The sequence below is a fragment of the Rubrivivax gelatinosus IL144 genome (genome assembly GCF_000284255.1).
In the GTDB taxonomy this organism is placed as follows: domain Bacteria; phylum Pseudomonadota; class Gammaproteobacteria; order Burkholderiales; family Burkholderiaceae_C; genus Rubrivivax; species Rubrivivax gelatinosus_A.
This window is the reverse complement of the sequence record NC_017075.1, coordinates 1,680,868-1,695,057: the sequence shown is the minus strand read 5'-3', so window position 1 is coordinate 1,695,057 and position 14,190 is coordinate 1,680,868. Positions and strand designations below refer to the sequence as shown.

Genomic DNA, 14,190 nt, shown 5'->3' with positions numbered 1-14,190 from the left:
CGGTACGGTTGGGGCCGGTGCGAGCCTGCCCGGGCGACCCCGGGCAGGCATCTGGAAGTGAAGGGGGTCAACTCGCCGCTTTGCTCTGTTCGGTTGCGGGCGACAGCCACGGCGCACACATCCCGTGTGCGTTGTTTGGTGCAGCCGAAAGGAATCGTCATGAGTGACGTTCTGAAGCCTCCTCAGCGGCGGGCGACGAAGAAGCAACGCAAGAAGTCCTGGTGGGTGCGTCCCGAGACGTTCCGCCTGGCCACCGCGGTGGTCCGGCTCGTCTCGATGGTCGCCAAGCTGATTGACTTCCTGCTTCGGTGATTCGTCACCCCTTTATTTCAAATTCGAGAGGCATGCCATGTTGAATCGCGCCCTGAAGCTGCTTCGGACCTACCACCAGTACACCCAAGTGGAGCTGGCCAAGCGCCTTGGGATTTCCAACTCGTACCTGAGCGAGCTGGAGAAAGGCGACAAGACGCCCGGGCTGGACCTGCTGGAGCGGTATTCCGAGGTTTTCAAGATGCCCGTGTCCTCCATCCTCTTGTTCTCGGAGTCCATCAATGAGGACCGAAAGCCCGGGGCGAAGCTGCGGGTGGCGGCGGCGGACAAGATACTGAGGCTGCTTGAGTGGCTTCAGGAACGCGATGCCGTCGAGCGCGCCGCGTAAGGCCTACGCGCTGAATCAGTCGCCGCTCTTCCGCTTGCGCGGCAAGGGGCGGTTTGAGGACGTCATCGGCGTCAAATGGGAGTCGGTGACGGACCTTCTGGCTGCCGAATCTTTTCGGGTCTGGAAGGGGCCGAAGGACCGGGAAATCCAGGCGCCCATCCATTGGATGGCGGCAGTGCACAAGGTCATCGCCGACCTGCTCGCACGCATTGAGGTCCCGGACTACGTGTTCTCGCAGAAGGGCCGTTCGTATGCGGACAACGCGCGGCAGCACCTCGGTAACCACCCGGTCATCAAGACCGACATCAACAAGTTCTATCCAAGCGTGACCCGGGCCATGGTGTTCCGGATGTTCGTGCGCGACTTCGAGTGCGCCGCCGATGTCGCGGACCGGCTGGCCGACATCTGTTGCTACAGGCAACTGCATCTGCCTACCGGAAGTCCGCTGAGCGGCCGGGTGGCATTCTTCGCCGCGAGGGGGCTGTTCGAGGACATCGCCAAGCTCGCAGTTGCCTCAGGCTGCAAACTGACCATCTACGTCGATGACATCGCGCTCTCAGGTCCGAACGCCACGAAGCGCCTACTGGGTGAAGTACGCATGCTCATTGCTCGCCATGGCTTGAAGTCCAAGGGCAAGAAGTCGGCCACCTTCGCTGCCGGCGCGCCTAAGAGTGTCACCGGCGCGGTCATCGTCGGTTAAGAACTGCGGCTGCCAAACGAGCGCCATCGAAAGCTGCATGAGACCCGTTCCGCATACGTCGCCGCAGACGGCGATGAGCGAGCGAAGCTCGGCCGCCAGCTGCGTGGACGCCAGCAAGAGGCCGCGCAGATTCTTCGACCCGTGGCGCGGGCGACCTAACCTGGCAACGGTCGTAAACAAGAGAGGCGCCCGAAGGCGCCTCTCCCCCCTTGCGGGGCCGTACAGTGCATTTTCCGGACGGGGCCGAGGCCACGAACGGGCGCGCGGGAACGCGCCTAATCAGCTGGTCCCGATTGCCTGCGGGTCATCGTCTGAGGGTCTACCTAGGGTAGCTCCCAGGTTTTAAACGGCGCGCTGCCTCAGGTCGTGTAACGTCGTCACGCTGGAACCGACCCACACCAGCGGGTCGCGCAGCTCGACCGCGACGAGCTTGACCCGGCGTTCCAGCGTTACGCGTTCCTGCAAGGGTCGGTGGCCCCACAGCGAAGTCGCGGCCAGCAGGATGCGGCGGGCATGGTTCAGCTCGCGGTCGTAGACGAAGACCAAGCCTCCAAGCCGGTAGGCGCCGGCCTGGTCGAGCGGCTGGCCGACGAGCTCTGCCCACCGCAGGCAGGCCGCGAGCTGCGGCAGCGCCTTGCGGGCGGCCTCGACCTCGCACACCTCCACCGTCGCCGGCCCGTCGGCGCGGCGCTGCCAGACAGCACCGTCTGGCATCTTGCGCAGCATCTTCACCATCCGGTCCACCGGGAACGGCGCCTTGCGCCGCAGCAGCAGGTACTCCCCTGCGGTCTGGAAGCCCTCGACCTGGCGTTCAATGAGGTAACGCGTGGCGAGAGTTCGGTGGAAGAAAGTGCTGCCGGACACGCTCGACAGGTCTAGCGTGTGCTGCGCCTCGATGCCCCGGGCCTCCAGCCAGGTTGCGCCGACACGGGTCAGGCACAGGCTGCGCGAGCCCAGCGCGTTACGGCGTTCCAGCAGCAGGCCCTCGGCGACCAGCCGGCTGGCAACGCGCCTACTGACCTGCTCGGCGTATCGCGCCTTGGGCCAGACGGCGCGGGCCAGCTCGGCGATGCGGACGTGTCCATGGTGGGCGACGACACGCATGCACTTCAGCTCGTTGATGCGGGCCTGCTCGCGCCCGCTGCGGCTGTTGGTTTGTCGCGGCGCGCGTGATGGTGGCGCGGCGGCGGGCGTGGCGCCCAGCACGCCCTGCAAGTCGGAGGTCGAGACTTTCATGGTGGCTTCCGGTGGTAGGTCCACTGTCTAGCCACCGTCTCGCCGGCCACCGCCGTCCCGAGTGCCTGCGCGTCATTGCGCGAAGGCTAAAACGGGGGGCTTCACTCCATCGAGCCGGCAGTTCCGCCGCGCTTCGCCCGACGGGCGCACCCGTCACCTGGAGCATCTCGATGGACAAGTTCATCCCCAAGTCCGCGCTGGTCGAAGCCCTCGGCGTCTCGACCCGCACCCTGGAAAACTGGATTGCGCAGCGCGCATTCCCCGCCCCGCGCCACCTGGCAGGCAGCCGGCTGTCGTTCTTCGACGTGGCCGAGGTTGAAGCCTGGCTGGAACGCGAGCTCACCGAAGGGGGCCAGGCATGAAGCGCCCTCGCAACCGCATCGCCAGCACCGAGAACGACCGCTGGTTCGAGCGCTACGGCAAGGGCGGGTACTTCTGCCTGCCGCGGGCGATGCTGTTCAACGTGGTCGACTGCATCGACAACGCGGCCATGTATGTGTACCTCGCTCTCGCCTCCTGCCACTACGAGGGAAACACGACCTACGCTGGGCCGCACATCGCCAAGCTCACGGGCAAGGACGAGCGGGCTGTCCGCGGCCATCTCGCTGACCTGGAAACGCTGGGCCTCATCCGCCGAGAGCCGCTTGGCCAAGGCTTCAAGGTGCTGTTCCTGTGCCCCGACCGCCAGCGCATCAAGGACGGTGCAGCCGAAATCACGTCACGCAAGCTGGCGCGGCAGCAGCGCCGCGCGCTGGCTCAGAGGGCAGCGCCATCAGCGACGGATGGCGGTCACCAACGAGAGTTGCTGAATCCGCCGCCGAACGAACCGCCGCTGGAGAAGCCGCCAGCATCGTGACGGTGGTCGGAGAAGCCATAGGCATTCCCGTTCACGTCCACATGGCCGGTGGCCATGGGCGTACCGTCAACGTTGACCGCCGGCCCGCGGCGGTCATTGCTGCCGTGCCGCCGGCGGTGACCGTCGTCGTCATCGCCTGGGGCGTACCTCGCAGGGGCAGTCAAGCCCAGGCGCTGGCTCAGGCTGCCTGGCCCGCGCAGGCTCTGCACCGCAAGCACCAGCGCCCAGACAACACCGACCAGGAACACCACGGGGCCGACCAGAATGGCCAAGAGGTCCACCGGCTTGCCGAAGACACGAATGCCCGGGTTGAACAGCAAGCCGCCGAAGAACAGGAAGGCCCCGGCGAAGGTCAGCAGCAACCAGGTGTACGAGCGTTGGGGCATGAGAGTTTGTGACTGTTGGGCCGGTGCCTTCCGTCACGCAGGTATCGGCCCGACGGGCAGGGACTTGAGCCCGGCACCGGGCCAGACGCTCGTCACACTCGCGCGCTTCTGCAGGCTTCAGCCTGCCTGACACGGGGCGGGCCAGGCCCGCCCTCGCGTCGCCCCCAGCCCAGGCCCCCCTGCCTTGCGGGTGCTCTTCACCGGGCGACAGCCGCCCGCAGGGCGGCTTCTTCTTCGGTTCTCAGAACAGGTTTTCTGCAACCGCTTCTGGTCTGAAGGACTTTGGTTATTCGTGGGTGGTGGTCACGCGGTAACGGTATCCGGGTGGTGGTCACCCGGCACCGTTACGGCGTGACGTCGTTTCAGATGACGCCAGTCAGCTTGTCGAGCAGCTTCATCAGGTCCGGCGGCTGCCGGACGATGTGATAGCTCCACCGCCCGAAGCGCCCGTCGTTGTTGACGGCGGTGCACCAGCGGTGCGCGGCCTGGGCCTTCACCTCGGCGTCACCGGGCTGGCCCTTCACCTCGACCATCAGGCGCTCGCCCGTCGTCAGGTCCACGATGAAGTCGGGCAGGTAGCGGCGGCGGATGCCGTCCTTGCGATACGGCACGATGAAGCCCAGGTGGTCGTTCTTGACCCACTTGGCGACACCCTCGTGGGCGTCCAGTGCGGTGGCCGCTGCCTGCTCCCAGGTCTTCGTGTCCGCGACGATGGCGTTCAGGTGGCACTTCTGCACCGGCCAGGGTTGCCGCCCGGTGAAGAACTCGACGTGTCGCGTCGAGCGCTCGCCCGCCGGGCCCGGCACGATGATGGGCCGCTCCTGCGTCTTGCCGCTCTCGTCCACCGGCACCAGCGAGTCGAACAGGATGCCCACCGCCTGCTGGAAGTACGGGTTCAGTGCCACGTCCTGCGGCGCCCGGTTGCCCGACAGCTTCAGCTTCTCGGCCAGGAACCGGGTCGTGTAGCCCAGCAGTTGCGGGAACAGGCGGTGCGTGGGGATGACATCGCCACGGTCGGCCAGCCACTGCTGCGTCAGCACCTTGGCCATCGTGAAGGCCACCTGCTGCACCCGCACCTTAGCCCGCCACTGGTCCAGGTTCACCACGTCGGCCGCGCCAGGCCCGTAGGCGGCCAGGGCACCGTCCTGCGTGGTCAGGCCCTTCATCAGCGTCACGTCCGGCACCGTCATGGGGTTCAGCTCCAAGGTCGGCACCTTGGGCCAGTCCATGGTCAGCCGGGTCACGCCGGGGTCGGTGTAGCCCTCCACCACCGGGAAGGCCAGCTCGTACTGTGCCTTGGCCGGCACGGCGTAAATCTGGTTGGCCGGCGGTGACGGCGGCTGCTGGGCACCGCCCTCCACCTTGAACGGGATGAGCTCGAAGGGCACGCCGAAGACTTTGGCCGTCTCCTCGCGGAAGAAGCCGGTGGCCTCGTCCACCGCGTACGAGGTGCGCCGCAGCGCCCGGCCGACCACCTGTTCGCACAGCAGTTGCGAGCCGAAGGGGCGCAGGCCCACCACGTGCGTCACGGTCGTGGCGTCCCAGCCCTCGGACAGCATGGCCACGCTGATGATGCAGCGCACGTCGCGGCCGGGCGGCACGCTGGCGTCGATGGTCACCAGGCCGTTGTCGTCGTCCTCCAGGGCCTTGCGGTTGTGCTTCTCGACCATGGCAACGTACTCTTCGGGCACCTTGTTGCCCGGCCAGCCGGTCTTGCCGATGGTCTCCAGCACGAAGCGCAGGCGCCGCGCCTCATCGTTTTTGCCGCCGCCTTCCGCGATGTCCTCGGCCACCTTGCTGTCCACCCGCACGGTCCATTCCCGGCCCGGGGCGTTGCGGAACTGCTCAGGCGCCGCGCCGTAGGTGGGGTTGCCATTGGCCAGCCAGTCGTACAGCTCCTTGGCCAGCGCGGTGTCGCGGCACACGATGATGAAGACCGGCGGCACGTCGGTCTTGCGGTGGCCGGCCTTGAACTGCGCCGACCACTGCTCGGCCGTCTTGCGCCACTCGTCGGCCAGTTGCACGATGGGCTGCGTGGCGTAGCGCATCAGCACGTCGGGCGTGAGTTTGCCGCTGTGGCCTTCCTTCTCGGCAATCTCCTGCACCCACCGCCACACGTTGAAGTAGGCCGGCGTCTCGGTGCCGCCGATGTCCTGGGTGGGGAGCTGCGGAATCTTCACCAAGCCGGCTTCGATGGCCTCCAGCAGGCTGAAGTCGGACACCACCCACGGGAAGGGCTTGCCCACCTCGTTGCCGCTGCCCTGGATGAAGAACGGCGTGGCCGACAGGTCCACGCACAGCCGCACGCCGTTGGTCCGGCCGCCCAGCGCCTTGTTGATGCGGTCCAGGCCTTCAATCCACACCGTCGCCTCGCGGGCATCTACCTCGGCCGTTTCCTCGTCGATGGCGAAGGTGTCCTCGGCGTCGAGCTTGCCGCGCCGGTAGGCGTGGTGGGCCTCGTCGTTCATCACCAGGATGGCCGAGCTGCGCCCCTTGCGGTTGCCCAGCACACGGCGCAGGAAGGCGGTGTCGCTCTCGTAGTAGCGCACCTCCTTCACCTCGAAGCCGGTGAGCTGGCCCTTGTTGTCCCGCAGCTCGCGCAGGATGTCGAAGGCCCCGGTCAGCGCCTGCTGCCGGATGTCGGCCTCGGTCACCGCGTCCTTGCCGCCCACCTTCACGGTGCGCAGCTTCTCCACCGGCACGCCGCGCTTCACCACCTTGGCCGACGTGCCGTTCACGTCGGTCAGCTCGCGGCGCTCCAGGTTGTGCCAGTTGGTGATGAAGACCTCGCCCTTGCGCAGGTCCGGCATGCGGTGCAGCGGCACCAGTTGCCGGGTGCGGTACAGGCTGAGCTCGTCCAGGTTGGGGTCGAGCTCGCGCAGGCGGTCGCGGATGGTGACGTTCGGGCACACGATGAGCACCGTGTCCGAATAGGCCGAGGCCTGCGGCTGGGCCACCTTGTTCAGGATGGACCAGGCCGACAGCATGCCCATCACCGTGGTCTTGCCGCTGCCCGTGGCCATCTTCAGCGCATAGCGCACGAAGGCCTTGTAGCCCTCGGCCTTGGCGTCGTCGCCTGGCTCGTCGCTGGGCACGTTGATGCCCTGCTTCAGGTCGTCCGGCCCCTCCACCAGGAACAGCACCGTCTCCACTGCTTCGAGCTGGGCGAAGAACAGCCGCTGCGAACGGTCAGGCGAGCGCCACAGTTCCAGCAGTTCCCGCGTGACCTTGGTGGCGCCGGCATAGTCGCGCTCGCGCCACTCCTGCAGCCGCTGGCGGATGAGGTTGGCCAGGTCCAGCAGGTATTCCTGGCCCTTGGATGCGTCGTCCAGCAGCGACTGCTGGCCCTTGGCCTTGCGCCCGCGCGCCGCGCGGTCGGGCACGCGGAAGAAGTACGAGGCCAAGCGCCGGCCTGGCCGCTTCTCCGGGTGCTTGCCCTCTTCGATGTGCCAGTGGAAGGCCGGCGGGTCGTAGGGGCTGTTGATGATGGGCGCTTCGACGGCGTTGATTTGGCTCATGCTGCAGCCTCCTCGTCCTGCCGCACCTCAGCGCCGATGGCTGCGATGCGCTCCATCAGCGGGACGTAGACCTCGCCGTCTTCGCTGCGCAGTTCCCAGCCGTCAGCCCCCTCGCTCGGCAGCAGGTCGAAGACCCGAGGCGCGCCCAGCGCATCGCACACCACGCACACGCGATAGCGTTCGGCGTGTTCCCTCAACCGGCGGTACTCGTTGGGGGTGAGCTCGAAGTAGATGGCGGCCCCGGCGGTCCCTTTCACCTCGACGTAGAGCGTCTTCTTGCCCTTGGTGGCTTCCAGGTCCCAGCCCTTGTTCTCCGCCTCGACAGATGCAACCAGGTAGCCTTGACCTTCCAGCCGGGCGGTCACGGCATCGACGGCAGCCTGCTCGACGGCGGCGTTGTGTGCCGTATCGGGCCGACCGTTTCGTCTGCCGCCCTTCCCGCTGCCGTTGCTTGGCTCTTCGTCGTCGTCCGGTGTCTGCGCTGCGGCGGTGTCGATGTAGCGCTGCAACTTCTTGGCGAACGCCTTCACCCCCGGCTGGTCACCGTGGTGGCCGGGGTACCAGACGTTGGACTGGCCCGGGAACCCCTTGTGCCCGGCCTGCGCGGCGGGCACCTCGAAGGTCCGCTCGTCCTCGGGCAGCAAGAACGCGTTCTCCGCACTGGTCACGCACAGAAACTGACGCCTGGTATCGGCGCCCTCGGCTGACATGCCCGCCATTGGCGCCATGCCCGGGATGCTGCCCCGTCGCACGCGGTACTGTTGATGGAACACGGTGGCGTTGCGATACCAGCCCACGACGACCTGGCCCACGCCGGGCCGCTTGGCGATGAACACCACGTCCACGCCTGCCAGCTCGTCGCCACGCGACCAGGTGCGCGAGTCATCTAGTCGGCGCAGGTTCACACCCGCGAAGTGCAGGCTCATCGCGTAGCCATAGCACTTGCCCCGGCTCGGCTTGAAGTTGAAGACCTCGCCGCCCACGCCATTGGCGGTGATGTAGGCGCCGCCGCCGGTGATGGTGTCGGGCCCGTCGTAACGCGCCATGTAGCCGACGCGGAGCACCAGCAGGGGCGCCGTCATGCCTTCACCTCCAGCACGCGCATCAGCTCGTTACCGCGCTCGTCGATGACCTTCACTGCCACGCGGCGCTTCGGCCCGATGGGGAACGGCTCGCTCACGGTGCCGGCCAGGTGCTCCCACACCGACGGGTCGAAGTCGGCCTTCAGCGACTTCTGCAGGTTGTCCCACGCGGCGGTCTTGGGGAAGAAGACCTGGGTGGCGTAGAAGCACATGCCGTCGTAGTCGGTGTCCAGCATCCACGCCGGCAGGTTCTGCGCAGGGATGTCCTCCTGGTCCATCGTGGCCGGGTTGAAGATGTCCAGGCCGCGCAGTTCAACCTCGTACAGGTCGGCGCCATCGTCGTTCTTCTTGCCGGTCTTGCGCGCCACGGCATCGGGCAGGCCCGTGACCGAAAAGATTTCGCTGGCGCGGCTGGTTTTCAGCAGGTCGCTCATGGCCACGTCCGGCGTCACCGTGACGTAGGTGCAGGGCACGCGCAGCTTGGCGCGGTCTTCCAGCAGCTCGCGAGCCTTGGCCTGGATGGCGAATCCGAAGAAGTACAGGTGCGGGAACTTCAGGAAGTAGGCCTCGCGGGCGGCCTCGAACACCACGTCGGACGAGATGGCGCCGTCCTCCGGGCCGAAGACCACAGCGATACGGTTGCCCTCGGCGTCCAGGCCCTCGGCATGGATGGCCTCGCTGTCGGTCATACGGCGAATGTCGGCCAGCACCAGTTCACGGTTGCCGGGCAGGCGCAGCGTCTTGGACTGGCGCAACACCTGGGTCATGCGCTCGATGTGCGTCGCGGGGTCCGAGTACCTGCCTGCGGGTTCGGCTACCTGAAGCGGCAGGCCGCCGTTGGCAGCATCGGCATCACCCAAGGCGGCATCCAAGCTCTGGACTTCACGCCCTGGCTGAACGCTGTCATTCATCTCGACCGTCTGCGCGGGAGCAATCGTTGCCTCCACAACGAAGGGGCCTGCGACTCTCGTGACCTTATCGTTCACCTCCGGACGGTCTACCAACACCTCCATAGCAGGCGGTTCGTCATTTGCAACACATTTCAAGGTAATGTGTGGGACCAAGCCACCGGATTCCTCTCCTTTGCGATTCTGCTTCCGCTTGTAAACAAAACCACCTTGCGGTCCAGCTGCGTGATTCTTGAGCTCGTAGTAGGGAAAGGTCGCCGTGAGCAATCTCTGCCGAGCTAGAGCAAGAGGAACTCGGGACGTATCACAAGTAATCCAGCGGCGCCCCCACTGCTCTGCAACAAAGGCGGTAGTACCGGACCCGCAGCAAGGGTCGAAAACTAGGTCGCCCGGGTCAGTCGCCATCAGAATGCATCGCTTAACTACTTCGACCGACGTCTGCACCACATAGAGCTTGTCTTGCTCTGACCGCACATCCAACCAGGCATTTGATAGCGGTACAAACGGGAAGTCGTTCCAAAACTGCTTATAGATACGCGTCGCCCCAGCCTGCAAGATAAGTCGCCCAACTTCTGCCAAGCGAAGCATCCCGGGAATAGTCGTCTTCCAGTTCCTCGTTGGTCCTGAATCAAACTTCAGGCCTCGAAACTCGAATCCTCCTGTGGTGTTGGCGCGGACGCCCGGCGAGACCGCGGAGTTGGTTCGGAAGAGCCTTGTGGTATCAATTAGCTCCGGATTTTCCTTTTCAGCCTTTGTCAGCGTTCGATGACTCCCGTCCTCAAGCTGAACGTATCGAAACTCCCCCTGGACCTCCTCTTTCAAGTCCTGCGGGACGAACAGGCGCCGAAACTTGACCATCGACTTATTTTTGCCGTACCACACCAAGAAGTCACAAATGCTGGGAACCAAGTCACTGGTTAATCCAGTAGCCTTCTTGAATGCAATGACACCAAGAAAGTTGTCTTGACCAAAAACTTCATCCATGACCTCCCGGACATGGTGCAGGTTGGTATCTGAAATCTGAACAAAGATGCTCCCGCTGTCATGAAGAAGCTCTTTGGCAAGCTGCAGCCTGTCGCGCAAGTAGGTCAGGTACGAGTGAAGACCGAGTTCCCATGTGTCCCGGTACGCCTTAACCATCTCCGGCTCGCGAGACATATCAGCATCGCCGCCATGCTTGACCTCGCGCTTTCTGACAAACGGTTGAAAGTTCGAGCCAAAACGAACCCCATAAGGTGGGTCCATATAAATCATCTGGACTTGGCCACCGAGCCCCTCGAACTCCAGCAGTGAATTCATCACCTGCAGGCTATCCCCGAGAATCATTCGGTTCTGCCAAGGTCCCTTATGCTCGTAAGCATCGAGCTTATCGGTCACGTCCAACCCGCCACCGTCGCCGAACAGGTCGTAGGTGGTGCCCTTGGCCTTGCGGTGCTTGATGCCTTCCAAGATGGCCTTGGTCGAGTGCCGCTCGTGCACGAACAGCGGCACCGTGGGCACTGAAATCTGGTGGCGCTCGGCCTTGCCGGCCCAGTTCAGGAAGGGCTGGCTCAACGCCTGCAGCAGGTCGGCCGCCGCTTTCAGCGACTGCACCTGCACGCCACCGCCGGCCCACACCTGCGGTGCGGTGAACACCGCCGCCTCGCCTTCGGTGGCGCAGCGCTGCACCAGTCCCAGCAGCCATTCGGCCAAGTCGCGGTCGCGGTTCTCGTCCCAGCTCAGCGCCGGGTCCAGGCTGCTGTCGTAGCGGTAGGTCTTCGGCGGCTTCTTGGTGTTGAACTGGTCCTGCACGCCGACATCAGGGCGCTGGGTGGCCTGCTGGGCGTGCTGGTAGTCGGTGGTTTGGCTTTGCGGCGTGGCTGCGCTCTTCTTGGTGGCCAAGACGTGCTCCCGTTCGGTTATTGCATGACGTAACCGACAAGGATACCGGCCGAATTGCTGCATTACGCCGGTCGAATCGACATCGGCGTTATCGCGCGCCAGCGTGTGCAGGTGCCACGCCGTAGGACGTGGGGCAAGGCGTCCAGCCGCAGCCCCGTGCGTTGCACCGTGCCCACACGGTCAACGCGCGGCAGGGGGCGCCGCAAGTCAGGTTTCGCCCCAGCGAAATCAGGCCCGCCCACGGGCCGGTGACGCAGTGGGGGCGAAGCCCCGCCCCACCCGCTGAAAGCGGGCGGGCAACCCGGGCGATGGCTGACGTTCAGGAGGCGCCTGCGGATGGCGCGAACAGCGACACCAAAGGCAAGCAGCGCGCGGGTTGCCCGCCCGTTGGCTCTGCCGTGCAGAGGCAGCGGGATGGGGCGCGGCATTGGCAAGGGGATGAGGGCGTGTCAAGCGACATCGAGAACTGACCCCCCGGCGACATCCAGAAGTGACCCCCGGGTGGTGGTTCAGTTGGTTGTTGCGGGGTTCGCTCCGGCCTGGTTAACCAGGCCGGAGCGGCGCTTGGTCCGCAGCCGGTAGCTGTCGCCGCGGATGGTGAGGACGTGGCTGTGGTGCAGCAGCCGGTCGAGGATGGCGGTGGCGACGACGGCGTCGCCGAAGACGCCGCCCCACTCGGCCACCGAGCGGTTGCTGGTCACGAGCATCGAGCCGCGCTCGTAGCGGCGGCTTACGAGCTGGAAGAACAGGTGTGCGGCGTTGGCCTCGAACGGCAGGTAGCCGAGTTCGTCGACGACCAGCAGCTTGGGCTTGGCGAAGTGCACGAGCTTCTCCTCCAGCCGGCCTTCGACGTGCGCCCGCACCAGCTGCGTCACCAGGCTCGTCGCTGGCACGAAGAGCGTGCTGTAGCCGCGCACGATGGCCTCGCGCCCGAGAGCGACAGCCAGGTGCGTCTTGCCGACGCCGGGCGGCCCGAGCAGCAGCACGCTGTCGCCGTTGGCAACCCAGCGCGAGGTGGCCAGCTCGCGGATCTGCTTGGGGTCCACCGACGGCTGCGCGTCGTACTCGAAGCCCTCCAGCGTGCGCACGCAGGGGAACTTGGCGATGGACATGCCCATCTGGATGCGCCGCTCGTCCTTGCGGGCGACCTCGGCCGCGCACAGCATCGACAGCGCCTCGCGCAGGTTCAGCTCGGCCCGCGCGGCCTGGTCCAACAGCGTGTCGAGCTGGTCTCGGATGGCGGTGAGCTTGAGCCGCGTAAGCATGGGCTCGAGCGCGTCGAGTTCCTCGGTCTTCTTCGACGCGGCCATCACCAGCTTCCTCCGGCGACGGCCTCGTACTGATCGAGCGGGCGCTGCAACTCGCCAGGCACCGGGGCTATCGGCGGCGGCATCTTCGGTAGCCACGTCATCCCGGCCAACTGGCCGCCGACGATGCCCACCAGGTGGCTGCGCTCGATGACGCTGCAGCGCCGCAGCGCGCTCTGCGCGTGGCAGGCCACTTCCTGGCCGGCGTAGAGCACTCGCACCTGACGCTCGGCGACGACGACGGTGACCGTCTCGCCGATGAGCCGCCACGGCACGCTGTAGCGGTTGGTGTCCAGCTCGATACAGGCGTCGGTGTGCACGCGCCGCGTGACCTCGCGCACCTGCAGGAACGGCGCCTTGGACGGCAGCGGCCGCAACGCGGCGCGCTCGTGCCGCTCGAAGCGCTGCAGCGGCGGCTCGCCGGTGCTGCCGTGGATGCGCACGTCGGCGACTTCGCGCACCCAGCGCTCCAGGTGCGCCTGCAGTTCCTCGACGCTGGCGAAGCGGTGCCCGGCGATGGCGTTGCGCTTGACGTAGCCGACGCCACGCTCGTCCTTGCCCTTGGTCCGCGCGCGATACGGCGCGCAGGCCCGCGGCGTGAAGTCCCAGTAACGGCAGAACGCGTGGAAGCGGTCGTTGAAGCGCACCTCGCGCGTCTGCGCGTTGTGCTCGGTGACCAGCGGCTTGGCGTTGTCCAGCAGGACTTCGTGCGGCACGCCGCCGAAGCGCCGGAAGGCGCCTTCCAGGCCGTGCAGCCACGACGACTGGCGCTCATGCAGGAAGACGGCGACGTGACAGCGCCGGCTGTAGCCGAGCGTGGCGACGAACAGGTGGATGCGCAGCGGCTCGCCGTCCACGATGACTGACGTGCTGCCGAAGTCGATTTGCAGTTGCTGGCCGGGCGCGGTCTCGTAGCGCACTGTGGCCACGCTCTCGGCCCGCAACTCCCGACGCAGCGGCTCGACGGCACGCTGGACGGTGCGCAGGCTCACGCGGATGCCCAGCTCTCGCTGCAGGTCCTGGCGCACGACGTCGGCGTTGCCGCGGTGCTGCCGCAGCCGCTCGGCCAGCCACTGCCGGTGCGGCTCCAGGACGCTCTCGCGGTGCGTCGTGCGCATCGGCCGCCAGCCGCCTTGCCGCAGGTACTCGCGCACCGTGTTGCGGCTGCAGCCCAGTTCCCGGCTGATGCGCTTGGCTCCCCATCCCAGCGCCTGCAGCGCCAGCATCTTCTGCACCTCCTGTGGCGCCAGCATCGTGTCGCTCCCCGGGCCTCGTTGGACCGGCTGAGCTTGGAACACTTCCTCCATCGACCTCTCCTTCGTCAGCGAAGGGGGTCAGTTCTCAATGACGCCAGGGGGGCAGTTTTGCGTGTCGCCCAACAGGGCGTCCAGCCCGAAACACGGCGTGTCGCCCTAGCGACCGTGAGCCGGGGTGCCCCGCTCCCCCACGGTGGAAGCGTCTGCTTCTACCGTCTCGGCCTGGGCGACGGTCTGCAAGACGGTCGCCGGTGACGGTCTGCCACCAAGGCCGGCCGTGAACTATTGCCTTGCCAAGCTGCGCGGCGGCGATACAGTTCGGCTCCTACTTCATCAGCGCACCTCCCGCGCAAGAACACGCTCCCCCCACCCAAGCTGGTGGCATCGGGGTCGTGTTCTTTA

At 66.2% G+C, this 14,190-nt stretch carries 12 protein-coding genes; 5 read left to right on the top strand and 7 right to left on the bottom strand.

What is annotated here, in order from left to right; all coding sequences use genetic code 11:
- Nucleotides 1–159: 159 nt before the first annotated feature.
- Genes RGE_RS24380 through RGE_RS08060 form a run of 3 tightly spaced genes read left to right on the top strand, consistent with a single transcriptional unit; the run spans nucleotide 160 to nucleotide 1,358 of the window.
- Nucleotides 160–312 carry a hypothetical protein gene (locus RGE_RS24380; protein WP_014427844.1) on the top strand — a complete coding sequence of 51 codons (153 nt, stop codon included), beginning with the start codon at nucleotides 160–162 and terminating at the stop codon, nucleotides 310–312.
- Between the two features lie 37 nt (nucleotides 313–349).
- Nucleotides 350–658: a helix-turn-helix transcriptional regulator gene (locus RGE_RS08065; protein ID WP_014427843.1), complete on the top strand. Its 309-nt coding sequence runs from the start codon at nucleotides 350–352 to the stop codon at nucleotides 656–658.
- A complete protein-coding gene (locus tag RGE_RS08060) occupies nucleotides 636–1,358 on the top strand; it encodes a reverse transcriptase family protein (protein ID WP_232504995.1) in 723 nt (240 codons plus the stop codon). Before RGE_RS08065 ends, RGE_RS08060 begins: the two co-directional genes overlap by 23 nt.
- A 342-nt stretch (nucleotides 1,359–1,700) precedes the next feature.
- Here the strand turns inward: RGE_RS08060 and RGE_RS08055 are convergent, their stop codons facing one another.
- Nucleotides 1,701–2,594, bottom strand: a complete 894-nt coding sequence (locus tag RGE_RS08055) for a hypothetical protein (RefSeq protein ID WP_014427841.1) — start codon at nucleotides 2,592–2,594, stop codon at nucleotides 1,701–1,703.
- Nucleotides 2,595–2,764: 170 nt separating this feature from the next.
- On the opposite strand from RGE_RS08055, the gene RGE_RS08050 reads away from it, so the two are divergent.
- Nucleotides 2,765–2,956: a helix-turn-helix transcriptional regulator gene (locus RGE_RS08050; protein ID WP_014427840.1), complete on the top strand. Its 192-nt coding sequence runs from the start codon at nucleotides 2,765–2,767 to the stop codon at nucleotides 2,954–2,956.
- A complete protein-coding gene (locus tag RGE_RS23980) occupies nucleotides 2,953–3,450 on the top strand; it encodes a helix-turn-helix domain-containing protein (RefSeq protein ID WP_014427839.1) in 498 nt (165 codons plus the stop codon). The genes RGE_RS08050 and RGE_RS23980 overlap by 4 nt, the downstream gene beginning before the upstream one ends.
- On the opposite strand, the gene RGE_RS08045 is transcribed toward RGE_RS23980, so the two are convergent.
- From RGE_RS08045 to istA, 6 genes are all read right to left on the bottom strand, one after another.
- Entirely contained in the window at nucleotides 3,384–3,836 is a 453-nt protein-coding gene (locus tag RGE_RS08045) for a hypothetical protein (protein WP_043783907.1), read from the bottom strand. The genes RGE_RS23980 and RGE_RS08045 overlap by 67 nt on opposite strands.
- Nucleotides 3,837–4,198: 362 nt before the next feature.
- The gene (locus RGE_RS08040; protein ID WP_014427838.1) at nucleotides 4,199–7,354 is read right to left on the bottom strand and encodes a BPTD_3080 family restriction endonuclease; all 3,156 of its coding nucleotides are present in this window, start codon (nucleotides 7,352–7,354) and stop codon (nucleotides 4,199–4,201) included.
- Nucleotides 7,351–8,436 (bottom strand): DUF3883 domain-containing protein, encoded by a 1,086-nt coding sequence (locus tag RGE_RS08035; RefSeq protein WP_014427837.1) that lies wholly within the window; start codon nucleotides 8,434–8,436, stop codon nucleotides 7,351–7,353. The genes RGE_RS08040 and RGE_RS08035 overlap by 4 nt, the downstream gene beginning before the upstream one ends.
- Nucleotides 8,433–11,225, bottom strand: a complete 2,793-nt coding sequence (locus tag RGE_RS23575) for a site-specific DNA-methyltransferase (RefSeq protein ID WP_014427836.1) — start codon at nucleotides 11,223–11,225, stop codon at nucleotides 8,433–8,435. The genes RGE_RS08035 and RGE_RS23575 overlap by 4 nt, the downstream gene beginning before the upstream one ends.
- 509 nt (nucleotides 11,226–11,734) lie before the next feature.
- A complete protein-coding gene (istB, locus tag RGE_RS08025; RefSeq protein ID WP_014426902.1) occupies nucleotides 11,735–12,535 on the bottom strand; it encodes an IS21-like element helper ATPase IstB in 801 nt (266 codons plus the stop codon).
- Nucleotides 12,535–13,839, bottom strand: coding sequence for an IS21 family transposase (gene istA / locus RGE_RS08020; protein ID WP_014427981.1), 1,305 nt, complete (start codon nucleotides 13,837–13,839; stop codon nucleotides 12,535–12,537). Before istA ends, istB begins: the two co-directional genes overlap by 1 nt.
- Nucleotides 13,840–14,190 lie beyond the last annotated feature (351 nt).

Bases quoted from the DNA above. Each gene is read 5' to 3' on its own strand.
- RGE_RS24380 (WP_014427844.1), top strand. From the start codon at position 160: ATGAGTGACGTTCTGAAGCCTCCTCAGCGGCGGGCGACGAAGAAGCAA.
- RGE_RS08065 (WP_014427843.1), top strand. From the start codon at position 350: ATGTTGAATCGCGCCCTGAAGCTGCTTCGGACCTACCACCAGTACACC.
- RGE_RS08060 (WP_232504995.1), top strand. From the start codon at position 636: ATGCCGTCGAGCGCGCCGCGTAAGGCCTACGCGCTGAATCAGTCGCCG.
- RGE_RS08055 (WP_014427841.1), bottom strand. From the start codon at position 2,594: ATGAAAGTCTCGACCTCCGACTTGCAGGGCGTGCTGGGCGCCACGCCC.
- RGE_RS08050 (WP_014427840.1), top strand. From the start codon at position 2,765: ATGGACAAGTTCATCCCCAAGTCCGCGCTGGTCGAAGCCCTCGGCGTC.
- RGE_RS23980 (WP_014427839.1), top strand. From the start codon at position 2,953: ATGAAGCGCCCTCGCAACCGCATCGCCAGCACCGAGAACGACCGCTGG.
- RGE_RS08045 (WP_043783907.1), bottom strand. From the start codon at position 3,836: ATGCCCCAACGCTCGTACACCTGGTTGCTGCTGACCTTCGCCGGGGCC.
- RGE_RS08040 (WP_014427838.1), bottom strand. From the start codon at position 7,354: ATGAGCCAAATCAACGCCGTCGAAGCGCCCATCATCAACAGCCCCTAC.
- RGE_RS08035 (WP_014427837.1), bottom strand. From the start codon at position 8,436: ATGACGGCGCCCCTGCTGGTGCTCCGCGTCGGCTACATGGCGCGTTAC.
- istB (WP_014426902.1), bottom strand. From the start codon at position 12,535: ATGGCCGCGTCGAAGAAGACCGAGGAACTCGACGCGCTCGAGCCCATG.
- istA (WP_014427981.1), bottom strand. From the start codon at position 13,839: ATGGAGGAAGTGTTCCAAGCTCAGCCGGTCCAACGAGGCCCGGGGAGC.